23 protein-coding genes are annotated in these 23068 nt (G+C 59.8%); 11 read left to right on the top strand and 12 right to left on the bottom strand.

Annotated features, from left to right (window positions below; translation table 11 throughout):
* Window positions 1–206: 206 nt before the first annotated feature.
* Together QOM08_RS23385 and QOM08_RS23390 are read right to left on the bottom strand one after the other, a co-directional pair.
* Complete coding sequence (locus QOM08_RS23385) at window positions 207–941, bottom strand: OmpA family protein (protein ID WP_076383595.1); 735 nt, start codon at window positions 939–941, stop codon at window positions 207–209.
* Window positions 942–1045: 104 nt separating this feature from the next.
* The gene (locus QOM08_RS23390; protein ID WP_076386553.1) at window positions 1046–2221 is read right to left on the bottom strand and encodes an aspartate aminotransferase family protein; all 1176 of its coding nucleotides are present in this window, start codon (window positions 2219–2221) and stop codon (window positions 1046–1048) included.
* Window positions 2222–2319: 98 nt separating this feature from the next.
* Between QOM08_RS23390 and QOM08_RS23395 the strand changes: the two genes are divergently transcribed.
* The 3 genes from QOM08_RS23395 to QOM08_RS23405 all read left to right on the top strand — a co-directional run bounded on the left by QOM08_RS23395 (window position 2320) and on the right by QOM08_RS23405 (window position 5286).
* Window positions 2320–3237, top strand: a complete 918-nt coding sequence (locus tag QOM08_RS23395) for a LysR family transcriptional regulator (RefSeq protein ID WP_316912198.1) — start codon at window positions 2320–2322, stop codon at window positions 3235–3237.
* 192 nt (window positions 3238–3429) lie between these two features.
* Window positions 3430–4443: a sensor domain-containing diguanylate cyclase gene (locus tag QOM08_RS23400; protein ID WP_160893372.1), complete on the top strand. Its 1014-nt coding sequence runs from the start codon at window positions 3430–3432 to the stop codon at window positions 4441–4443.
* Window positions 4444–4581: 138 nt separating this feature from the next.
* Complete coding sequence (locus QOM08_RS23405; RefSeq protein WP_092456206.1) at window positions 4582–5286, top strand: hypothetical protein; 705 nt, start codon at window positions 4582–4584, stop codon at window positions 5284–5286.
* 344 nt (window positions 5287–5630) lie between these two features.
* Here QOM08_RS23405 and cyoE read toward each other — a convergent pair whose 3' ends face one another.
* From cyoE to hmpA, 7 genes are all read right to left on the bottom strand, one after another.
* Window positions 5631–6518, bottom strand: a complete 888-nt coding sequence (cyoE, locus tag QOM08_RS23410) for a heme o synthase (protein ID WP_047228597.1) — start codon at window positions 6516–6518, stop codon at window positions 5631–5633.
* 11 nt (window positions 6519–6529) lie between these two features.
* Complete coding sequence (gene cyoD / locus QOM08_RS23415) at window positions 6530–6865, bottom strand: cytochrome o ubiquinol oxidase subunit IV (RefSeq protein ID WP_025211927.1); 336 nt, start codon at window positions 6863–6865, stop codon at window positions 6530–6532.
* Complete coding sequence (locus QOM08_RS23420; protein ID WP_047228598.1) at window positions 6866–7492, bottom strand: cytochrome o ubiquinol oxidase subunit III; 627 nt, start codon at window positions 7490–7492, stop codon at window positions 6866–6868.
* A 3-nt stretch (window positions 7493–7495) separates the two neighbouring features.
* The gene (gene cyoB, locus QOM08_RS23425) at window positions 7496–9526 is read right to left on the bottom strand and encodes a cytochrome o ubiquinol oxidase subunit I (RefSeq protein WP_188250946.1); all 2031 of its coding nucleotides are present in this window, start codon (window positions 9524–9526) and stop codon (window positions 7496–7498) included.
* 3 nt (window positions 9527–9529) lie between these two features.
* Complete coding sequence (gene cyoA, locus QOM08_RS23430; RefSeq protein ID WP_188250947.1) at window positions 9530–10477, bottom strand: ubiquinol oxidase subunit II; 948 nt, start codon at window positions 10475–10477, stop codon at window positions 9530–9532.
* A 792-nt stretch (window positions 10478–11269) separates the two neighbouring features.
* The gene (locus QOM08_RS23440) at window positions 11270–11779 is read right to left on the bottom strand and encodes a disulfide bond formation protein B (protein WP_047228601.1); all 510 of its coding nucleotides are present in this window, start codon (window positions 11777–11779) and stop codon (window positions 11270–11272) included.
* A gap of 330 nt (window positions 11780–12109) precedes the next feature.
* Complete coding sequence (gene hmpA / locus QOM08_RS23445; protein ID WP_076383593.1) at window positions 12110–13291, bottom strand: NO-inducible flavohemoprotein; 1182 nt, start codon at window positions 13289–13291, stop codon at window positions 12110–12112.
* Window positions 13292–13442: 151 nt separating this feature from the next.
* Between hmpA and norR the strand changes: the two genes are divergently transcribed.
* The 5 genes from norR (at window position 13443) to QOM08_RS23470 (ending at window position 18590) form a co-directional block, all read left to right on the top strand.
* On the top strand, window positions 13443–14999 hold the full coding sequence (norR, locus tag QOM08_RS23450) for a nitric oxide reductase transcriptional regulator NorR (RefSeq protein WP_316912199.1): 1557 nt from the start codon (window positions 13443–13445) through the stop codon (window positions 14997–14999).
* A 201-nt stretch (window positions 15000–15200) separates the two neighbouring features.
* Window positions 15201–16103 carry a chemotaxis protein gene (locus tag QOM08_RS23455; RefSeq protein WP_316912200.1) on the top strand — a complete coding sequence of 301 codons (903 nt, stop codon included), beginning with the start codon at window positions 15201–15203 and terminating at the stop codon, window positions 16101–16103.
* Window positions 16104–16201: 98 nt separating this feature from the next.
* Window positions 16202–16528, top strand: a complete 327-nt coding sequence (locus tag QOM08_RS23460; RefSeq protein WP_139049168.1) for a hypothetical protein — start codon at window positions 16202–16204, stop codon at window positions 16526–16528.
* A gap of 77 nt (window positions 16529–16605) precedes the next feature.
* The gene (locus tag QOM08_RS23465; protein ID WP_316912201.1) at window positions 16606–17355 is read left to right on the top strand and encodes a YkgJ family cysteine cluster protein; all 750 of its coding nucleotides are present in this window, start codon (window positions 16606–16608) and stop codon (window positions 17353–17355) included.
* Between the two features lie 263 nt (window positions 17356–17618).
* The gene (locus tag QOM08_RS23470; RefSeq protein ID WP_160893380.1) at window positions 17619–18590 is read left to right on the top strand and encodes a 2-hydroxyacid dehydrogenase; all 972 of its coding nucleotides are present in this window, start codon (window positions 17619–17621) and stop codon (window positions 18588–18590) included.
* Window positions 18591–18632: 42 nt separating this feature from the next.
* On the opposite strand, the gene QOM08_RS23475 is transcribed toward QOM08_RS23470, so the two are convergent.
* The gene (locus QOM08_RS23475) at window positions 18633–19535 is read right to left on the bottom strand and encodes a DMT family transporter (RefSeq protein WP_107321893.1); all 903 of its coding nucleotides are present in this window, start codon (window positions 19533–19535) and stop codon (window positions 18633–18635) included.
* Between the two features lie 139 nt (window positions 19536–19674).
* Here QOM08_RS23475 and QOM08_RS23480 point away from each other — a divergent pair, with 139 nt between their 5' ends.
* A complete protein-coding gene (locus QOM08_RS23480; RefSeq protein WP_173406571.1) occupies window positions 19675–20550 on the top strand; it encodes a helix-turn-helix domain-containing protein in 876 nt (291 codons plus the stop codon).
* Between the two features lie 205 nt (window positions 20551–20755).
* On the opposite strand, the gene QOM08_RS23485 is transcribed toward QOM08_RS23480, so the two are convergent.
* Complete coding sequence (locus tag QOM08_RS23485) at window positions 20756–21166, bottom strand: HPF/RaiA family ribosome-associated protein (RefSeq protein WP_047228613.1); 411 nt, start codon at window positions 21164–21166, stop codon at window positions 20756–20758.
* Window positions 21167–21665: 499 nt separating this feature from the next.
* Between QOM08_RS23485 and QOM08_RS23490 the strand changes: the two genes are divergently transcribed.
* A complete protein-coding gene (locus QOM08_RS23490) occupies window positions 21666–21983 on the top strand; it encodes a DUF3509 domain-containing protein (RefSeq protein ID WP_047228614.1) in 318 nt (105 codons plus the stop codon).
* Here the strand turns inward: QOM08_RS23490 and QOM08_RS23495 are convergent.
* Window positions 21980–22480, bottom strand: a complete 501-nt coding sequence (locus QOM08_RS23495) for a phosphate-starvation-inducible protein PsiE (RefSeq protein ID WP_076383585.1) — start codon at window positions 22478–22480, stop codon at window positions 21980–21982. The two genes, QOM08_RS23490 and QOM08_RS23495, sit on opposite strands and share 4 nt — an antisense overlap.
* Window positions 22481–22785: 305 nt before the next feature.
* Between QOM08_RS23495 and QOM08_RS23500 the strand changes: the two genes are divergently transcribed.
* The gene (locus QOM08_RS23500; protein WP_047228616.1) at window positions 22786–23046 is read left to right on the top strand and encodes a YebG family protein; all 261 of its coding nucleotides are present in this window, start codon (window positions 22786–22788) and stop codon (window positions 23044–23046) included.
* The last annotated feature ends 22 nt before the right edge of the window (window positions 23047–23068 follow it).

Genomic DNA, 23068 nt, shown 5'->3' on the forward strand with positions numbered 1-23068 from the left:
TTGTGGCGAGGGAGCTTGCTCCCGCTGGACTGCGCAGCAGGCCCAAAACCAGCCACCACGATGTGTCTGGGGATTGAGTCGATAGATTTTGGGGGCTGCTTCGCAGCCCAGCGGGAGCAAGCTCCCTCGCCACAAAGGTCCAAACGCTAGCCGCAAAAAAGGGGGCCCCTGTTTTCAGGGGCCCCCTTTCATTTACTGCCCAGCGGTTATGGGTACTGCTGGTAAGTCTGCCCCTGCTGCGGCGCTGTCTGGTATTGCTGGCCCGGAATGGCCTTGAGGTTGACTTCGACACGGCGGTTTTGCGCGCGGCCATTGACGTCGGCATTGCTGGCCACCGGATTGTCCGGGCCGGCACCGCGGGCCGTCAGGTTGGCGCCACTGACACCTTGGGACGTCAGGTAGGTCGCCACGCTCTGTGCACGACGTTGCGACAGATCCATGTTGTGCTGGCGGCTGCCGGTGCTGTCGGTATAACCCACGATTTCGATCTGGTTCTGGTTGAACTCCTTGAGGGAGTTGGCCAGGTTGTTCAGCGGCTGGTAGAAACTGGACGCGATGTTCGCCGAGTCGGTGGCAAAGGTGATGTTGCCCGGCATGATCAGTTTGATCTGGTCGCCCTGGCGCTGCACTTCAACGCCGGTATTGGCCATGCTGGCACGCAGTTTCTTTTCCTGCTGGTCGGCGTAGTAACCGTAGCCGGCCGCGGAAGCCCCCACGACCGCAGCGCCGATCAATGCACCCTTGCCACGGTTATCGTGACCGATGGCCGCACCGGCCAACGCACCGGCCAGGGCACCGAGGCCGCCGTACTTGGCAGTCTTGCTCATGCCGGAGGACTCTGTGGAGGCCTGCCCCTGGTTGTCATAAGGATTAGGCGACGCGCAGCCGGACAGCAGGGCCACAGCGGTTGCGACAACAATCAAGCGACGCGAGGTGAACATGAAGGTGCTCCTGGTATTTTAATTCTGAAGTGCCAGTATCGACTCTGGCTGGCGTTGGAACACGGCAATTGGCAAAAATTCCGTCCAGCCGTGTCGCACTTGCCTTAATCCTGCGCCAGGCACCGGCTCACCCCCCTGACGATCATCTCCACTTCCCGCCCATCAATGGTCAACGGGGGCAGCAGGCGGATGGTCTTGCCGCGAGTGACATTGATCAGCAGAGCGTGGTCACGTGCGGCGCAAAGGCTCAGGTCGCGGACCGGTTGCTTGAGTTCGACGCCGATCATCAAGCCCTGGCCGCGAATCGCCAGCACGTTCGGGTTGTCCGCCAGTTCGGCCGTCAGCCGGTTGAGCAACTGTTCACCCTGATGCCTGGCGTTGTCCAGCAAACCTTGCTCCTGGATGATGTCCAGCACCGTGCAGCCCACCCGGCAGGCCAGCGGATTACCGCCGAAGGTGCTGCCGTGGCTGCCAGGGGTAAACAGTTCGGCCGCTTTGCCCCGGGCCACGCAGGCGCCGATGGGCACGCCATTGCCCAACCCCTTGGCCAGGGTCATGACGTCCGGCACGATGCCTTCGTGCTGGAAGGCAAACCATTGGCCGGTACGGCCGATACCGGTCTGGATCTCGTCGAGCATCAGCAACCAGGCGCGCCGGGTGCACAGTTGACGCAAGGCCTTGAGATAGCCCGGCGGCGCCAGTTGCACACCGCTTTCGCCCTGGATCGGTTCCACCAGTACCGCAACGATGCGCTCGCCATGAACCTGCTGAATATTTTCCAGCGCCGCCAGATCACCGAATGGCACCTTGATGAAATCCCCCGGCAACCGATTGAAGCCCAAGCGCACCGCCGGGCCATCACTGGCGGACAAGGTGCCCAATGTGCGTCCGTGAAACGCATTCTCCATGACCACCACCAGTGGCTGCTCGATACCTTTGTGCCAGCCATAAAGGCGCGCCAGTTTCAGTGCGGTTTCGTTGGCCTCGGCACCAGAGTTGTTAAAAAACACCCGATCCATGGCGGAGAGCTGAGTGAGTTTTTTCGCCAACCGTTGCTGCCAGTCGATGCCGTACAGGTTGGAGGTGTGCAGCAGCAGGCCAGCCTGCTCGCTGATAGCCTCCACCAGTCGAGGGTGGGAATGGCCGACGTTGGTCACAGCCACGCCCGCCACCGCATCCAGGTACTCGCGACCGTCCTGATCCCACAGGCGCGTACCCAACCCATGGGTAAAATTCAGCGCCAGGGGTTGGTAGGTGGTCATCAGGCAGGCGGCGGTCATGGCTTCAAGCTCCATCAGGTGGTTTTTTCCAGTATGGTTAGCCACTCTTGCTGGATAAACGCTACATTCCTTCAATCATTTTAAAGCCAGGCTTGATAATGGATCTTTTTCAGGCAATGACGGTTTACGTCAAAGTGGTGGAAACCGGGAGCCTGACAGCGGCGGCCCAAGCGTGCGAAATGTCCACCACCATGGTGGGTAATCACCTTCGCGCACTGGAAGAACGTCTTGGCGTGCGCCTGATCAACCGTACGACGCGGCGCCAGCGCCTGACGGAATTCGGCTTTTCCTATTACCAGCGCTGCCTGGAAGTGCTCGGGCTGGTGGCCGATTCCGAACGACTGGCCGAGCAAACGCAAGGCGAGCCCACCGGCACCTTGCGCATCACCGCGCCACTGACCTTTGGCACCGAGCGACTTGCCCCGGCGCTGGCCGAATTCAGCCGGCTCCATCCCCAGCTTAAACTCGACGTGGTGCTGACCAACCAACGCCTGGACCTGCTGGATCACGGTTTCGACGTCGCCATCCGTCTCGGCCCCATCGACCCTAAGCTGATCGCCCGACCATTGATGGACTACACCCTGACCATCTGCGCATCCAGGGCCTACCTGGCGCGCCGCGGCACACCGCAAAAACCCGCTGACCTGGAGCAGCACGACTGCCTGTCCTTCGCCTATTCCGCCGGCGACGAGTGGCGCTTCGCCCAGGATCACTGGCCCATCAACGGGCCGGAAGGTGAAATCAAAGTACCGGTGACTGGGCCGATGCTGATCAACAGCTCCTCAGGACTGCATCGCGCGGCCCTGGCCGGCATGGGCGTGGTGATGCTGCCCGATGCACTGGTGGCGCAAGACCTGGAAGAAGGGCATCTGGTCGCGCTGCTGCAGGACTATCAACTTCCCCACCGGCCAATGAGCCTGATGTATGCCCAGGATCGCTATCGGTTGCCCAAACTGCGCAGCTTTGTCGAATTTGCGATGCAGCAATGGGGCAAACCCCAAACCCAACCCGAATGACAAAGTAGGAGCTGACGCGTGCAACGAGGCTGCGATCTTCCCCCCAACGCTTGAGTCCCACACAGACCGTCCACCCCCGGCCCTCGTCAGCGCCCCAACAGAGCGTAACCCCGCTAGTGCCCCCCCGCCCCATCAGCTACTCTTCTTCCTTGGACGAGCATTTTGATATCAAGGCTGATTGAGGAAACGACGATGGGCGACGCCTCGAACATCGATATGCTGCGCCTCGACCTGTCCGGTCTGGACGAAGGTGTGCTGCACACCATCCTTGAGCTGGTCAGCGATGGCATCTGGGACTGGAACGCCAACACCGGTTTCGTCTACCGCAACCCTGGCTGGTACACGATGCTGGGGTATCCGCCTCACTCACTCGATAACACCGTGCTGACGTGGGAAAGCGTGATCCATCCCGATGATTACCCGCAGGTGATGGCTTTGTTCGACGACCACCTGCAACAACGCTCCCATCACTACCAGGCCGAATACCGCTGTCGCACGCGCGACGGCTCCTGGATGTGGATCGAGGACCGTGGCTATGTGATCGCCCGTAACCCCGACGGCACGGTGGCGCGGATGATCGGCGCCCATCGCAGCATTGACGACAAGAAGCGTCTGTTCGAACAACTGGAACGGCGCAACAAATCGCTGGAAGCCGTCATCCAGGAGCGAACCCTGGAACTGTCCCGGGTCAACCATCAGTTGCAGATCCAGCTCGACGAAAACCGCAGGCTTGCCGAAACCGACGCCCTGACGCGGGTTGCCAACCGCTATCGTCTCGAACAGGCCCTGCCGCTGGCCTGCGAGCGTGCCCAGCGTTTTCGCGAGCCGTTGTCACTGATCGCCATGGACGTCGATGACTTCAAGGACATCAATGATCATTACGGTCATGCTTTCGGCGACGCAGCGCTGGTGCAAGTGGTGCAAGCCGTTAAACGCTGCGAACGCGACGGCGACTTGCTCGCACGTTGGGGGGGTGATGAATTCATCATGATTTTGCCCAATACCTCCCTGGCCGACGCCTGCCTGATGGCTGAAACCATTCGCCGCAGCCTGTCCGATCTGCTGCCGGTGGGCGATTTCCAGGTCACCATGAGTTTTGGCGTGGTGCAGCGGCGTGGGGATGAGCAGCACACGATGCTGCTGGACCGGGCGGACCAGGCGCTGTATCGCTCCAAGGTGGCCGGCAAGAATGTGATCTGCCAATGATGCGTACCTGAACAACAAATGCCGACCTGCCACCGGTTCAACCGTGACAACGCCGCCCGGGTCCAATAGATTAGGCGACCGGAAAAAAGCTCAACGCCTTTCTCGCCTCATCCAGCTAACAGAAGTAGTGAAATTTCAATGTCCGATTCCAATACCGCTGAATCCGTAGTCACCCTGTCGTCCAAAGCGGAATACGAAAACTCCATCAATCTTTCACAGCATCTGCCTCAGGCCAAAAGCATCAGTGAGATGGTTCTCGATGCGTTTCAGTCGAACCGCGAAAGCGATCAGATTCGTGAGCTGCGCAACGCCATCCGCCAGGCCCATGACGCGTTCGACGATGACAAGGCCTACGAACTGATGGGCCAGCTCAAGCAGCTCAAGGACGCCGAAGCCGCCGATTTCGCGGCACTGGAAGACCTGAGCAGCCGCTTCCCCATCAGCCGTATCCTGTCCAGCTACAAGGACGACCCGACCTTCCAGGAACTGGTTTATGGCCTGGCCCTGAAAGTGCTGAACCAGACCCACCAGGCCATCAGCAATCCGAGTGGCAGCAAAGGCAAAGCCTCGCGGCCCAAGAAAGAGGCCGAAGTGTTTGTCATCAGCAAGGACGGCATCAGCGTCACCCTGCCCTTGCGCACCCCACGCTCCAAGCCGAACGTCGACCGCGAGGCCTTCGAATTCCTGGGCTTCAGTTTCGTCGGCGAAGGCGACCAGGCCGAACTGGAAAATGACATCTTCCTGGACAACGACGGCACCGAACAACCGGTCACCCGCAAAAGCATCGTCACCGCCCTGCAACAGCAGAAAGCGTTCGACGGCTACAGCATCGCCCAGCAATAAGCCTTCTTGTTCGGCGGTTGTCAGCCCGCCGCCAGAACCTGTGGGAGCGAGCTTGCTCGCGATAGCGGTGGTTCAGCTTGCAGCGATGTTGAATGGGCCGGCGTCATCGCGAGCAGGCTCGCTCCCACAATGGATCAGCGGCGTTCGCAGATTATGTGCTCGCCGTAGACCTGTGGGAGCGGGCTTGCTCGCGAAGGCGCCCTGTCAGTCAACATCACCTCAACTGACCCACCGCTTTCGCGAGCAAGCTCGCTCCCACAGGAATGTCGGCAGTTCGAAGCAACACCCACAAAAAAGCCCCGCGCTTCTCTCGAAGGCGGGGCTTTTTGTGTGGCGTCTGAAGCTTAAGGCGCGTAAGTCAGCAACAACTCACTCGGCACTTTGAAGTCCAGGGACATCATGACGCTCAGGGCGGTGATGGTGAAGATCGAGAACACGAACAGCTTGCGTGCCCAAACCGTGTCATCCACCGCCTTGTAGCCGGTCCAGGCCATGTACAACCAGTACATGCCCATGGCGGCGGCGACGGCGAGGTAGCTCATGCCGGCGTAGCCGCTGAAGGTCAGCATCAAGGTTGCCACGAGGAAGGCCAGGATGTAGAGCAGGATGTGCTTCTTGGCCACCTGGATGCCGCGCTTGACCGGCAGCACCGGAATCGAGGCGGCCAGGTAATCGTTGAAGCGGAAGATCGCAATGGCATAGGAATGCGGCATCTGCCACAGGCTGAACATCACCAGTAGCGTCAGCGCCGCCATGTCGAAGCTGTTGCTCACCGCCACGTAACCGATCACTGGCGGCATCGCCCCCGACAGACTGCCCACCAGCGTGCCGTGGACCGACTTGCGCTTGAGGTACAGGCTGTAGAAACCGACATAGATGACAAACCCGATCACCGCGAACAGCGCCGCCAACGGGTTGGCCACCCAGTACAGCAGCGCCACACCGGCGACACCCAGCACCGTGGCGAACGCCAGGGCCAGTTGCACCGGGATCAGGCCCTGGACCAGGGCGCGGTTCTTGGTGCGCTCCATCTTGATGTCGATGTCGCGGTCGATGCAGTTATTGAATACACAACCGGACGCCACCACCAGGGAAGTGCCGATCATCGCCGCCAGAAAGATGGCCAGATCGACATGCCCTTTCGAGGCCAGGAAAAACCCGCCTGCCACAGAAAGCACGTTACCGAAAATGATCCCCGGCTTGGTGATTTGGATAAAGTGCTTTAAGGACATCCGGACTTTCCTCAGTGCGCCATCATGTTGGTGTGGATGCTGAACATGATCCACAACGACAGGCCGACCAGCAGGACAATGACGATCGCGGCAAAGACAAACGCGACCACGTTGTTACGCTGGGCAGCGGAGCGGTCCAGGTGCAGGAAGTACACCAGGTGCACCAGTACCTGGACCACGGCGAAGATCAGGATGATCCACAGGGTCAGACTTTTCGGCAGCGTCGGGTACATCACCAGGCCAAACGGAATAACCGTCAGGATCACCGACAGAATGAAACCGATGGCGTAGGACTTGACGCTGCCGTGGCCGGCGTCGTGGCCATCGTGGGAATGTGCGTTAGCCATTTACAGGGTCCCCATCAGATAAACAACGGTGAATACGCAGATCCACACCACGTCCAGGAAGTGCCAGAACAGGCTCAGGCAGCTCAGGCGCGTCTTGTTGGTGGCGGTCAGGCCGTTTTTGTGGACCTGGTACATCATGATCGCCATCCAGATCAGGCCGCTGGTCACGTGCAGACCGTGGGTGCCGACCAGGGTGAAGAACCCGGACAGGAAGCCGCTGCGGCTAGGGCCGTAGCCTTCGGCGATCAGGATGTGGAACTCGTTGATCTCCATGGCGATAAAGCCGGCGCCCAGCAGGAAGGTCATCGCCAGCCAGCCCAGTACCTGGGTTTTCTTGCCCTTGAACAACGCCAGCATGGCGAAGCCGTAGGTGATCGAGCTGAACAACAGCAGTGCGGTTTCGCCCAGCACATACGGCAGCTCGAAGATGTCGTGGCCCGACGGGCCACCGGCGACGTTGTTAACCAGCACCGCGTACACCGCGAAGATCGACGCAAACAGAATGCAGTCGGTCATCAGGTAGAGCCAGAAACCGAATACGGTCATCTCGCCCGAGTCGTGGTGATGGTCATCGTGCCCATGGTCATGACCATGGGCGTGTCCAACATTGGTCACTAAGTTCGACATGGTTTAAGCCTGTTCCAACGAGGTTTCAACACGGGTGGCGGTGGCTGGGACTTTCCCTGCCGCGACCAGACGTTTGTGCTGCTCGGCTTCGATGCGCTCGATGACATCCACCGGCACCATGTAGCCCTGATCGTCACGGGCGGCATGAATGGTGAAATACACCACGGTGCCGACCAGACTGGCGATGGCCAGCCACCAGATGTGCCAGATCATCGCGAAACCGAACACGGTCAACAGCGCACCCATGACCACACCGGTCGCGGTGTTGTTGGGCATGTGGATCGGCGCGTACTTGGCCGGGGTCTGGTACGCGGTACCGTTTTCCTTGGCTTCGGTGAACGGGTCGATGACGTCGGCTTTCGGCAGCACGGCAAAGTTGTAGAACGGTGGAGGCGACGAGGTCGACCATTCCAGGGTATGGGCATTCCACGGATCACCGTGTTCGCACATGTTCTCTGGCTTCTTGCGGTCACGCACGCTGACGTACAACTGGATCAGCTGGCAGGCGATACCCACGGCGATCATCACCGCGCCGAACATGGCGACGTACAGGTACGGCACCCACTCAGGGTTGGTGGTGGCGTTCAGACGACGGGTCATGCCCATGAAGCCCAGTGCATAGAGCGGCATGAACGCGACGAAGAAGCCCGAGATCCAGAACCAGAATGCAGCCTTGCCCCAGCCCTCGTGCAGCTTGAAGCCGAACGCTTTCGGGAAGTAGAAGGCGAAGCCGGCGATGTAGCCGAATACAGCGCCGCCGATGATCACGTTATGGAAATGCGCGATCACGAACAGGCTGTTGTGCAGCACGAAGTCCGCACCCGGGATGGCCAGCAGTACGCCGGTCATGCCGCCGATGGCGAAGGTCACCATGAAGCCCAGGGTCCACAGCACGTGGCTGGTGAAACGCAGACGGCCCTGGTAGATGGTGAACAGCCAGTTGAACAGCTTCACACCCGTCGGGATAGAAATCAGCATCGTCGCCAGACCGAAGAAGGCGTTGACGCTGGCACCCGAACCCATGGTGAAGAAGTGGTGCAGCCAGACCATGAAACCCAGCACCGAGATCGCACCACTGGCGTAGATCATCGAGTGGTGGCCGAACAGCTTCTTGCCGGAGAACGTCGAGATGACTTCGGAGAAAATCCCGAACGCCGGCAGAATCAGGATGTACACCTCGGGGTGACCCCAGGCCCAGAACAGGTTGACGTACATCATCGGATTTCCACCCAGTTCATTGGTGAAAATGTGGAAATCCATGTAGCGGTCAAGCGTCAGCAAAGCCAGGGTAGCGGTCAGGATCGGGAACGAAGCGACGATCAGGACGTTGGCCCAGGTGCAGGTCCAGGTGAAGATCGGCATGTCCATCAGCTTCATGCCCGGGGTACGCATCTTCAGCACGGTGGCCAGGAAGTTGACCCCCGTTAGCGTTGTCCCAAGTCCCGATAGCTGTAGCGCCCAGATGTAGTAATCCATCCCCACGCCCGGACTGTATTGCAGTCCCGACAACGGTGGATAGGCAACCCAACCGGTCTTGGCAAACTCGCCAACGCCCAGGGACAGGTTGATCAGCACCACACCGGAAACCAGCAGCCAGAAGCTCAAGGAGTTCAGGAACGGATAGGCCACGTCACGCGCGCCGATCTGCAGCGGCACTGCAAGGTTCATCAGGCCGGTGAAGAATGGCATCGCCATGAAGATGATCATGATCACGCCGTGGGCGGTGAAGATCTGGTCATAGTGTTCAGGCGGCAGGTAGCCAGGCGAACCCTCGGTGGCCATGGCCAACTGGGTACGCATCATGATGGCGTCGGCAAAACCGCGCAGCAGCATGATCATGGCGACGATGATGTACATCACGCCAATCTTCTTGTGGTCGACCGACGTCAGCCACTCGGTCCACAGGTAGGTCCACTTCTTGAAGTAGGTAATCCCCGCGAACAACGCCAGACCACCGAGCGCGATCACGGCAAGGGTCACCATGACAATCGGCTCGTGGAACGGGATCGCTTCCCAACTTAATTTACCAAACATCGTTTACTCCTCTGCCCCGGCAGCTGAATGCGAACTCATGTCCATCCCTTCCATGTTGTGGGCCACATCCTTTTCGTTCTTCTCGTGGTGCATCGGCTTGCCCGGGTTCATCCCTTCATACTTGTCGATGATGGTCTGGAACAGGTTCGGCGTGACCGAAGAGTAGAGCTCGACTGGGTTGTTCTGGCTCGGTTTGGAAAGGGCTTCGTATTCAGCTTTTTCAAGCTGTTTAGGTGCCTTCTTCACATCGTTGACCCAGGCGTCGAATTCTTCCTGGGTCGTGGCGATTGCTTTGAACTTCATGCCGGTGAAACCCGCGCCGCTGTAGTTGGCGGAGATACCGTCGAGTTCGGCGTTCTGGTTGGCGATCAGGTGCAGCTTGGTCTGCATGCCCGCCATCGCGTAGATCTGGCCACCCAGGCCCGGGATGAAGAACGAGTTCATCACGGTGTCGGAGGTGACTTTGAAATTGATCGGCGTGTGGGCCGGGAACACGATCTTGTTGACCGTGGCGATGCCTTGTTCCGGATAGATGAACAGCCACTTCCAGTCCATCGAGACCACTTCAATGGTGATCGGCTTGACGTCGGAGTCCAGCGGACGATACGGGTCAAGGGCATGGGTGGACTTGTAGGTGATGTAACCCAGGGCAATGATGATCAGTACCGGAATAGTCCACACCGCCACTTCGATTTTGGTCGAGTGCGACCACTTGGGCGTGTACGTGGCACTGGTGTTGGACGCGCGGTATTTCCAGGCGAACAGGAAGGTCATGACGATAACCGGCACGACGACCAGCAACATCAACAGCGTAGCGGTGATGATCAGATTACGTTCATCCAGGCCGACCTGACCCTTGGGATCGAGCAAGGTCATGTTGCAGCCTCCCAGCAACAACGTGCCGAGCAAAGGCAACAAGCCTAGTAATCGGGGGTACCTGTTTTTACTCATCTCACGACCTCTAAAGCAGCTTGCGCAATGCAGTTGGGTTTTGATCGCCAACACTTCACCCTGCCAAGGGTTGGCATTTTTCTTGGATTGAATAAGGGCTGACCGTCGCAGCGTCAGACGCTGTTCGACACATCCCGGGCCAGCAGTGAGTTCTTATTCGAATTCGTAGGTCAAAGGCCTTGTTACAGCCCAATTCCATTTGGTGCGGGTAGTTGGAAGGCACCGACACCTGGGGTCGCATGGGGCGTTGAGCCCTTCGACCACCTCACGGACTCAAGCTTGAGCCGGGTCGGAAATTCGGTGCGGGCGATTGTAGTGAGCTGAGGCGCCGGAGACCATGTCTTATCCTGAAATAATTTTCATCAAATCGAGCAACAATCTTTCGCAGAATTCGAAACAAGCCGGCATCTTATCGAAATTCATTCTCAACAAGAACCCCAGAAAACGTAGGTCTACTACGCCCGATTTAGACAGCTTGCGCTGATTAAAGAGGCTTTTTACGCCCGTAGAGCCCCCGTCATTCGGGGGCTGGGCGGCAAGACGCCCGACTGTTAGAAATGCCTGCTCCGGGGGGAGCCAGTTAGCCGGATGGAGCCTGCAACGGCTGATTTTTCATTGCAGAACGAGGTGCTTATTCGCGCAGCAAGTGGCCGGATGACAGCAAATGTGTGACAACGTGTCGCACGCTGTCGCGACTCATTATTGTCTCGGATCAAGGCTGGCACGCAGTAAGACTGAAACGCAAAACGCCCCGGCTTCCTACAGAAAACCGGGGCGTCTGATTGAGGCGCTTTAGGGCAGTTGTTTGCGATTGCGCGACACCAGCAACGGCACCAGGATCGCCGTGAGGACGAACGCCACCAGTGCCCATTGTGCCAGGGACAAGCCCAGGATCGGCGGATACGGGGTGGAGCAAAAGCCGTCGACCTGGAAGCCCAACGGGAAGATCTTCGCCAGCGGGAGGTCATCGACAATCGGTTGCAGCACGTCGACGCCACAGCTGACCGCCGGGAAGAACTGGGTGTACACGTGATGCCCCGCTACCGCCGCGCCGGCCAGGGCGCTGAGCACCACCAGGCCTTCGAAAACCGTCAGGCTGCGACGGGTACGCATGGCCGCACCAATGAAGGCAAAAATGGCGATCAGTAACAGTGCATACCGCTGCAGGATGCACAGCGGGCACGGCGCCTCGCCGAGCGCCACCTGCATATACAGCGCACCGCCGATCAGCGCCAGACAGATCAGCCCCAACAGCACCAGATAGCGCCGTTCACGGCCTAAGCGCAGCATTTGCTCATTCATTGCGTTTCCCTTTGTATGCATTGGATCGACGCGCAGCCTGGAGAAACCCGGCGCACTGTCGGATGGCCAAAGTCTACACGCTGACCATGACAGAGAACGAGCGGCTGCCGCCCAAATTGAGGGGAATAAACAGGAGGGAGGTTAAGTACGGATTAATTTTGCTTGGAGAAGTCAGGCGGGATGGGGTGAACATGGCGCCGCTATCGCGAGCAGGCTCGCTCCCACAGTTGTCTTTGCGTTGATCACCCAATCGTGCCCGCCGCAAATCCATTGTGGGAGCGAGCCTGCTCGCGATGCAGACGAACCGGATCACCCCGGCTCGCCCCGCCGTTACTCCAGCGCCGCCGCCGGGCCGAAGAATTCGTAGCGGCTTTGCCCGTCCGGCACACCCAGTGCCTTGAGGTGGCGCTTGACGGCGGCCATGAAGCCCTTGGGCCCAAGGAAGTAGGCATCCAGGTCACGCTGCTGCGGCAACCATTGCGCCAGTTGTTCCTGGCTCAACAAGCCGACCTTGTCAGCCGCCGGGCTCAAGCCGTCATCTTCGTCATAGCAATAGAAGCGCTTGAGTTGTGGATGCCGCTGGGCCAGGTCATCGATCCAGTCACGGAACGCGTGCACGCCGCCGTTACGTGCGCAGTGGATAAAATGCACCGGCCGCTCGGTTTGCAGCGCCGCCTGCAACATCGCCAGGGTCGGCGTGATGCCGACGCCGCCGCTGATCAGCACCAGCGGTTTGTCGCTCTGGGTCAGGAAGAAGTCCCCTGACGGTGGAAACAACTGGATGCTGCTGCCGATCGGGAAATGATGGTGCAGGTGGTTGGACACGCGCCCGCCCGGCTCGCGCTTGACGCTGATGCGATACTGACCGTTGTCCGCCAGGGCCGACAGAGAATAATTGCGGCGCATCTCCTCGCCATCCAACACCAGCTTCATGCCGATGTACTGGCCTGGTTCCGCCACCAGGATCGCGCCTTTGTCCGCCGGTTCGAAGTAGAACGAAGTGATTTCCGAGCTCTCCTGCACCCTGGCTGCCAGGATGAACTCACGCTCGCCCCGCCAGCCGCCCGGCGCTGCGGCTTTCTGCTCGTACATGCCGGTTTCGGCACCGATCAGGATATCGGCCAACTGGTTATAGGCAGCGCCCCACGCGGCAATCACTTGCGGCGTGGCGATCTCTTCACCCAGCACCTCGGCGATCGCCCGCAACAGGCAGGCCCCCACAATGGGGTAATGTTCCGGCAGGATTTGCAGGGCGACGTGCTTGTTGACGATTTTGGCCACCAGGTCGCCCAACTGATCGAGCTGGTCAATGTGCCGGGCGTACATCAATACGCCGTTGGCCAGGGCACGGGGCTGATCACCGCTGGCCTGGTGAGCCTGGTTGAACAACGGGCGCACTTGCGGGTATTCGGACAGCATCATGCGATAGAAGTGAGTAATGAGCGCTTCACCACCGCTTTCAAGCAAGGGCACGGTGGAGCGGATGATGGCGCGTTCTTCTCGGCTGAGCATAAGGTGACTCCTGGCGTATTACGAAAAACTGATACCTATGCCTATCAGGTTTCATGCCATAAAATTTATTGAACATTTTCAATTGCTTACGAATTAAGTAGTCATAAAGACATATGGTATCTTATAGTCATTAAGACCATATGGAGTCATTATGACCGCAACCTCCCTGCTGACCTCACTGCTTCCGCTGGTGGCCGACCTCTCCCGCGAGTTGCCGGAAGGCGAGCGCTACCGACGCCTGCTTGGCGCGCTGCGAGCCCTGTTGCCCTGCGACGCCGCCGCGCTGTTACGCCTGGATGGGGACTGTCTGGTGCCGCTGGCGGTGGATGGCTTGAGTACCGATACCCTGGGCAGACGCTTCCGGATTAGCGAACACCCCCGCTTCCAGGCACTGCTGGCCAGCCCGCAGCCCACTCGCTTTGCCGCCGACAGTGACCTGCCCGACCCGTACGACGGATTGGTCGAAGGTCTGGCTGAGCACTTGGAGGTCCACGACTGCATGGGCTGCCCACTGTTCGTCGACGAGCAACCGTGGGGCCTGCTGACCCTCGATGCGCTGAACCCCGAACGCTTCGAGCCGATCGACCTGAGCGCCTTGCAGGCCTTTGCCAGCCTGGCCGCCGCCACGGTCAGCGCCGCCGAACGCATTGATCGGCTGGCCTTGAAAGCCGAAGACGAACATCGCCGCGCCGAGGTCTACCGCCAGGCCAGCGGCCAGCAACCTCGCGACATGGTCGGCCAGAGCAAGGCCCACAAGCGATTAGTGGAAGAAATCAACCTGGTGGGGGGCAGCGACCTGACGGTGCTGATCACTGGCGAAACCGGGGTTGGCAAGGAGCTGGTCGCCCAAGCCATACACGCGGCCTCCAAGCGCGCCGAGCAGCCGCTTATCAGCCTCAATTGCGCTGCACTGCCGGATACCCTGGTGGAAAGCGAACTCTTCGGCCATGTACGCGGCGCGTTTACAGGGGCCACGAATGACCGGCGCGGCAAATTCGAACTGGCCGATGGCGGCACGTTGTTCCTCGATGAAGTGGGCGAGTTGTCCTTGACCGTGCAGGCCAAGCTGCTGCGAGTGTTGCAGAGCGGCCAGTTGCAACGACTGGGCTCGGACAAGGAACATCGGGTCGATGTACGCCTGATTGCGGCCACCAATCGCGATCTGGCTGAAGAAGTGCGCAACGGGCGATATCGGGCCGACTTCTATCATCGTCTGAGCGTGTACCCGTTGCTGGTGCCGGCACTACGGGATCGTGGGCGCGATGTGCTGCTGCTCAGCGGTTTTTTCCTGGAGCAGAACCGTTCGCGCATGGGCCTGGGCAGCCTGCGCCTGACCAGTGACGCCCAGGCCGCATTGCTGGCGTATGACTGGCCGGGGAACGTGCGTGAACTGGAGCACCTGATCGGCCGAAGCGCCTTGAAAGCCTTGGGCCGGTGTCCGGTGCGGCCAAAGATCCTCAGCCTCAGCGCCCAGGACCTGGACTTGCCCCGCAGCCCGGAAGAAAACCCGCCACCTTCATCCGCCAGCCCCGCACCTGCCCTGGAGGGGGTCACGGGGGACTTGCGTGAAGCCATGGACGATTTTCAACGCAAGCTGATCATCGCCTGCCTGGAACGGCATCAGCACAACTGGGCCAGCGCCGCCCGGGAACTGGGTCTGGATCGGGCGAACCTGGGGCGGATGGCCAAGCGGTTGGGACTCAAATAAAACCTTCTGTACCTCCGACGCCCCATGTGGCGAGGGCATTTATCGCCTGACCATAGCGTGTGCATTCCCAGGCCACTGAGCTGAAATCGATTGTCTGTGGGTTTCGCCCTAAAGCCAGCCCCCATCGGGTCGATAACCCAATATCAAAAGCTGTTTTGGCGTTCTTCACGCTCGCCCCACCTTTTTCCACAGAAGGTTTTTATGTCTTCCAACCAAGCCCGCGCAGACTCACTTTCGCTTCTGCTGTTTACCTTGCGCAGCGGCAAGCTGATGGCAATCAACCTGCTCAAAGTCAGCGAAATCATTCCCTGCCCGCCGTTGACCAAACTGCCGGAATCGCACCCGCACGTCAAAGGCATCGCCACCCTGCGCGGGGCCTCGTTGTCGGTAATCGACCTGAGCCGTGCCATCGGCGAACGGCCCCTGGAAGATCCGGATGGCGGCTGCCTGATCGTCACCGATGTGAGTCGATCCAAACAGGGTCTGCATGTGCAGGCGGTGAGCAAGATCGTGCATTGCCTGACCACCGACATCAAACCCCCGCCTTTCGGCTCAGGCGGCGTACGCGCCTTCATCACTGGCGTGACGTCGGTGGATGGCACGCTGGTGCAGGTGCTGGACATCGAAAAAGTCATCCACGGTATCGCCCCGGCGCAGATTGAAACGGCGCCCACCGAGCTGAGCATGGAAGACGCCGAAGTCCTGGGCAACGCGCGGATCCTGGTGGTCGATGACAGTCAGGTGGCGTTGCAACAATCGGTACACACCTTGCGCAACCTCGGCCTGCAATGCCACACCGCTCGCAGCGCCAAGGAAGCCATCGAATGCCTGCTGGACCTGCAAGGCACTGCACAGCAGATCAACCTGATCGTTTCCGACATCGAAATGTCGGAGATGGACGGCTACGCCCTTACCCGGACCCTGCGGGAAACGCCGGACTTCGCCCACCTCTATGTGTTGCTGCACACCTCGCTGGACAGCGCCATGAACAGCGAGAAGGCTCGGCTATCCGGGGCCAATGGCGTGCTGACCAAGTTCTCCTCACCGGAGCTGACCAAGTGCCTGATCACGGCCGCCAAGGCGGTTGCCGAGCAAGGCCACTGAGTCATGCCTGATGATCATTCCCATGCGTATAGGGGAATGATCATCCCGGCACCTCAGGCATACTCCTGTCCTGGCTTCCCGGAACAAGGATCTTGCTGATGAAAATCCACGCACTCATGTTTTTGGGCTTCACGGCCCTCGCCGCCCAGGCCCACGCCTCCAGCCCAGAAGCCTGGGCCACCCATGACAAAGCCGTGCTTGCCAGTTGCATCAAGGCCAGCGGCTTGAAGAACGCCGAGCCTGTGGGCACTGCCGCGCAGTTCGATGACCGGGTGGGTTATACCGCGCTGTTGCTGCAAGGCCAGTATCCGCAGAAACACATGAAAGGCGCGACGGGCACCGAGCTGTGCCTTTACCGCAAGAAATCCAAGACCGCCTACGTGACCGAGTGGGACTCCATCCGCCCCGCCGACAACAGCCGGTGATGGCGCACAACTTGCTTCGCATCGGTTAATCGCGGCGTTTTTCTGTCGCCGCCTTCCAGCTTTTGACCGGGCGCTCAATGAACACAACGTTTTCCTGCGTAGGCTGTGGCAAATGCTGCACCGATCACCATGTCCCCCTGACCCTCGACGAGGCACGGATGTGGGCTGACGACGGCGGCCAGGTGATTGTCCTGGTGGAAGCCTTCCTGCCCAACGGCCTCGGCCTGCCGGCGGCGCAACGCGAACACGCTGAGCGCCGTTCGGCGCGGGTCCACAGCGGCACCACCGAGGCCTTGGTGGCAATCACCTTCGCCGCCTATAACGCCGGGCGCTGCCGCAATCTTGACGAAGAAAACCTGTGCCGCATCTACGAGCGCCGCCCCTTGGTGTGCCGTATCTATCCGATGGAAATCAACCCGCACATCCCGCTCAACATTGCCGTAAAGGAATGCCCGCCAGAGTCGTGGGAGACCGGACCGCAACTGATACTCGGCGGTGAACTGGTCGACAAGGAACTGGCGCAGTTGATCGAACGCTCACGTCAGGCCGATCGCGAGGAAATCCGGATCAAGGAGCGCATCTGCGCTTCGCTGGGCATCCTCACCACCGCGCTGAAGGGTGACGGGTTTACCGCGTACCTGCCGGACATGAGTGCATTCGCCACCGTCATTGATCAGGTCCGTTTACAGCCACTGGAGCAAGCGGCCAGTGAATGGCAGTTCCATTTGTCCGGTGATGACGTGGCCTGCCAGGTCCTGGCCAGTGGAGCACGGGTCGCCACTGAGGCACCGGTCAACTACGCGTTTATTTCGCTGCGGGCGGCGTAAACACCCCAGGGATGAAATAGAAATCCCTTGTGGGAGCGAGCCTGCTCGCGATAGCGGTGGATCAGTTTGCAGTGATGGTGGATGTGCCGCCGTCATCGCGAGCAGGCTCGCTCCCACATCCAACATAGATGCTCCCCCATAGGTACTGCCCATAAGTACTCCATTCCTGCCACTGACTCGCCTCAATCGACGCTCCCCTCTCGCCTAACCCACATCCAGAATGTTAGCGTGCTTGGTATTCCTTGCCTGATGAGCCTTCTGCGATGAAAAAAACCGTACTTGCCTTCAGCCGTGTCACACCCAAGATGGTCGAACGACTGCAACAGGATTTCGACGTGATCGTGCCCAATCCGTCGAACGGCGACATCAATGCACAGTTCAACGAAGCCTTGCCCCACGTGCATGGCCTGATCGGTGTCGGACGCAAGCTCGGCCGCGAACAACTGCAGAGCGCCGCGAATCTGCAAGTGGTGTCCAGCGTGTCGGTGGGTTACGACAACTATGACCTGGCCTACTTCAATGAGCGTGGAATCATGCTCACCAACACCCCTGACGTGCTCACCGAAAGCACCGCTGACCTGGCCTTCGCCCTGCTGATGAGCAGCGCCCGGCGCGTCGCTGAACTGGACGCCTGGACCAAGGCCGGCCAATGGCAGGCGACGGTCGGCCCGCAGCTGTTCGGCACTGACGTGCACGGCAAGACCCTGGGCATCGTCGGCATGGGCAACATCGGCGCCGCCATTGCCCGGCGTGGCCGGCTGGGGTTCAACATGCCGATTCTCTACAGCGGCAACAGCCGCAAGACCGAACTGGAAGATCAGTTGGGCGCACAATTTCGCGAGCTGGATCAGTTGCTCGCCGAAGCAGACTTTGTTTGCCTCGTGGTGCCATTGAGTGAGAAGACCCGCCACCTGATTGGCCAGCGCGAACTGGCCCTGATGAAACCGAGTGCCATTCTGGTCAATATTTCCCGCGGCCCAGTGGTGGATGAGCCGGCGCTGATCGAAGCCTTGCAGAACAACCGCATCCGCGGCGCCGGGCTGGACGTTTACGAGAAAGAACCATTGGCCGAATCGCCGCTGTTCCAGCTGAAAAACGCCGTAACCCTGCCCCATATCGGCTCGGCCACCCACGAAACCCGTGAAGCCATGGCCAATCTTGCCGTGGAAAACTTGCGCAGCGCTTTGCTGGGCGAGCGACCGAAGAACCTGGTCAACCCGCAAGTCTGGAAGTAAACCATTGGGCAGGCGCCGGGGCCGGGCCTGCCATCCCCTGGCTCAGCGTGCGCCCAGGGCGGCTTGCGTCGCCACGGGCCGGGGTTTGCGAAACACCAGCACGTTCCCCAACATCACCAGCACCAGCCCGAGCAGTGCCGGCGCCGTCCATTGGTAGCCCTCGACCAACGCCGAGACGTTCAACGCCACCACCGGAAACAGCACCGTGCAATACGCCGCCCGCTCCGGCCCCATGCGCCCCACCAGCGTCAGGTAGGCGGTGAAGCCGATCACTGAACCTGGGATCACCAGGTACAACAGCGAGCCGACATAGCGCGCGTTCCATTCCATATCGAACGGGATGCCTTTGAAGAGGCACCACACCGCCAGCATCGCCGCACCATAAGCCATACCCCAGGCGTTGGTGGTCAACGGTTTGAGACCGGCCTTCTGTTGCAAGCTCGAGAGCATGTTACCCGCCGAAAAGCACAAGGTTCCCAGCAGCGCCAAGGCCAACCCGAGCAGCGTTTGCGGGCTTGCGCTATGACCCGCCAGCTCCGGCCAGAACAGCAGCGCCAGCCCCAGCAAGCCCAAGGCGCCGCCCAGCAAGACGTTGCGGGCGATCCTTTGGCCGAAGAACACGCGGGCATTGAGGGCATTCCAGAGCGTGGCGGTAGAGAACACCACCGCGACCAACCCGCTGGGAATCCATTGGCTGGCAGTGAGGAAACACATGAAGTTGATGCAAAACAGGCACAGGCCCTGGGCCACGCAAATCAAATGACCACGCCGGTTCATGGCTTGCAGACGTCGGCTGAGCAAGAGCATCACAAACAGAATCAGCGCCGCCAGGCCGAAGCGATAGACAATCGACACGGGGATGGCGACCACGCCCAACTGCAATTTCAGCGCAATCCAGGTGGTGCCCCAGATGAGCACGGTAAGTAGATACAACGAGAGGTTCATGACGGCAACTCCTGACAATGACCGCCAGTGTTGCGCCGCCCACCACCGGGCGCTTGCGTAAACTTGCGGTTTTGTCGCTTTGCAGGCTGGCATGAGCCGATCGACGGAGTAGGATGCAAGGCGTTGGAGAGACCCGATCATGCCCACACTGCAAACCCTGCAAGTCTTTCAAGCCCTCAACAGTTCGCCCAATGCTCGCCTTGAGCACAGTGCCGAGCTTGGAGATGGCATGGCGGCCGCTTTGTGGAGCAACCATCACGACGCCCAAGACTACGAGGCGCCGACTCACCACACGCTGTCGTGCTACATCGCCGGTGGTACCGGCACGTTTCGCCGCGAACGCCCCGACACCACCGGGGCACCCGGCAAACTCTGCGTCCTGCCGGCCGGGCACGAATCGGCCTGGGTCATCAATGGCGACATTCGCCTCGCCCACCTGTACTTCAGCCCTGAGCAATTCGCCCTCGGTTGCGTCACGCTACTGGATCGCGAGCCGCGGCAAGTGCAACTGCGCGAAGCCACCTTTCTCGACGACCCGCAACAGGCACAGCGCTTTCGCCAGTTGATCGCCCTGAACTGGGATGAGCCCGGTGAACGCCTTCTGACCACCAGCCTGGCCCATGACTTGCTCAACCATCTGCTATTGAGTCAGGTCGGCCAGCGCCAGGGGCTTCGCCTCAAGGGCGGACTGGCCGCTCACCAGCGGCGAATGCTGGTGGACTACATCGACAGCCATCTGGCCGACGCCATCAGCCTCGGCCAACTGGCGGCGCTGTGTGCGCTGTCCGAATACCACTTTGCCCGGATGTTCCGCGAAAGCTTCGGCCTGCCGCCCCATCAATACGTACTGGCACGACGTCTGGCCCACGCGCGGCACTGGCTGCGCAGCACGTCAAAACCGCTGGGTGAGGTTGCGTTGGCCTGCGGGTTCGCCAGCGCCAGCCATTTTACGAATCGTTTCCGGCAGGCCCTCGGCGCGACACCCGGCGAGTATCGACAGGCGTTTTTGCGCTAGCGAACAAGCTACCAGACGCACTATCGCCATCGCGAGCAGGCTCGCTCCCACAGGAGTGCTATGCCGAACGCAACATTCACGTCCACTGAAGGTCCAGTGTGTGCGAGCCTGCTCGCGATACCGTGGCGCATCCAATATGGAGTGCAAGCAAAACGGGCCTGCGTTGGCAGGCCCGTTTTCGGTCGGTCAGTAAAAAGAATTAGGCTCAGCCGTTGAGTGCAGCCCGTTCGTTCTCCAGGAATTCTTCTTCCAGCATCGCATCGGCCAAGGCCACCGACTCGGTCGGTTTCTCAGCGGTGGCGCGTTTGACGCGCAGTTTGCCGAACAGATGCTCCAGGGCATGTTCAAGCTTGGTAGCCGCCCCTTCGATGGCCAGTTCCAGCGTATCGGCCTTGTGTGTCACCGAGACCGGTTGCAGACCCTTTGGCCGTGCTTCCAGCTGACAACGCAAGTCATGGGGACCGGGCTTGTCGCCGTTCTCGTCCCGCAAATGGACCTCGACCCGTGTCAGGTCTTCTTCATAACGTTCGAGCGTGCTTTCGATGGTAGTACGTACCCACTCCTCCAGTCGGATGCTGCTTTGAATATGGTTATCGCTGTTGACTTGGATTTGCATAGTTCATCCCTTATTTCGGCTAGCTCGCCAGGGGCCAATCGACGGTAGCGCGACGACCCCTTGAATACAGAGTCGGGCTGGCGGCAGAACAATTCAACCCCTTCGAAAAGATAAATATTCATACGCAAATAAAGCCGGACAACGGACAAAAGCGCTGTTAATGTCGGGAGTTGCCTCGCCTTGCTTACCCCACGAAAATTCTGCGCTCACCCTGCACCGTCAGCGACCATTCGCCCATTCCTGCACAGAAACGGGCAGCCCCCCGGCCCGCAGGCCAAGGCCTTCAGCGCCTATGCGCCGTGATCATTGTCCGGCAGTTTTTCCGGCATGCCCCTTGCTATCTCTCTACTGGAGCTGTGGCAGGTTGGGATCTTCCGATCCAGCCTCTGCCTGGCTCTGGATGAAGCACGATCATGGAATGGCCGGTGGTCCGGTATCGCGAACTAATCCCGATCACGGCCGGTCAACAACTGCACGTTCAATCAGGCGGTGACGCATCATGGACAACCCTTTTCAGCTCATTACCGACGCTTTTGCGCCGCAGTATCAAATCAATCTGAGCATCCAGGGCCTGGACGGCAGCATCATGCTGACCCTCTCCAAGGCCGGGCGCATCGTCGCCAAGCGCATGATCAGCGCCCAGCAACGCAATGACCCGGAACGCCTGCGGCGCCTGGTCCAGAGCATCCAGTTCGGCATCGCCATCGAGCAGGGCCACAGCGCTGTGGCGATCCTCGAAGCCATGACCGGCGGTGACAACGTCAAGCTGCCACCACCGCAGACGCAGGGCGCGACATCCGCCCCCGCCGGTTTCTAGATTTCGCCCTTCTCCACTTCGGCGTGCTCGCTGGAACCCGCGCCAACCTTGCGGTGCGGGTGCTCGATTTTCACCGAAGGGAACTGCGAGGAAGCGTAACGCACCACCAGGATCGCGAACGCCAGCAGCAAGATGCCGCCGCACAGGTAGATGATGCCCAGGTCAGGCGGACTGTGGTGGGAGACGTTGGAAATCAACAAGCGCGTCAGCGCCGTGATCGCCACGTAGATCAGGAACCGCACCGGCATGTGGTTGGTCTTGAAGTAGATCCCGACCATCGCTCCCAATTCCAGATAGATGAACAGCAGCAGGATGTCATCGATCTTGATGTGCCCCTGCTCGAGCATCTGCAAAAACTCCATCACCGCCGCCCAGGCGGTCACCGCTCCGATGGCAAACAGTGCCAGGTAATGGAACGTCTCGACGAACAGATTGCCCAGGGATTCGGCCAACTGATGTACGTTCTGGCGCAGGTTCTCGGCCCAGTTGATTTTCACGATGTAGTTTCCTTAGGTCGACTCGACCGGATGATGCGGGTTGGACGTGACGGTTGTTCTGCATGCAGAAAAAAGGCCAGCGGCTGAGGGTGAGATGGCGATGGGCCGCAACCCGACACTTTTGCGATGTTGATGCCGCCCTGTCGTGAGCAGGCTGGCTCCCACACCAGCGCTCGCGACAAATGTGCAAATACGTCTACATTAAAAAGCCACTATCCAAAGGGAAGGGTTTCGCTTATCCTTTTGGCTGTATATAAATACAGTAGTCACAAAGATAACCAATGTGAAGGCATGTGAGGTGGTGAATGGCCGTCGAAGTGGTATACCGCAGCAGCCGAGATCTGGAGCGCTTGTTCATGGATAAAGCCGAAGCTGACCGTCATGACAAAATGCTGGAACTCGCCGAATTGCTGGCCGAAGTGTTGCAAAAAGCCGTTCCCTCGCTGAGCGAGAAACAGGTTGAGGAAGCCGGCATCTACATGGCGAAAAATCGCGATGTGTTCGCCAAGGCGTTCAAGAGTCAACCGGACGCCTTGTCCGAACTGCTCAATGCCCCTGCTGAATAAGCCTTGAAAAGATCGCAGCCTT

The organism is Pseudomonas sp. P105 (genome assembly GCF_032614175.1).
Lineage (GTDB): Bacteria > Pseudomonadota > Gammaproteobacteria > Pseudomonadales > Pseudomonadaceae > Aquipseudomonas > Aquipseudomonas rhizophila.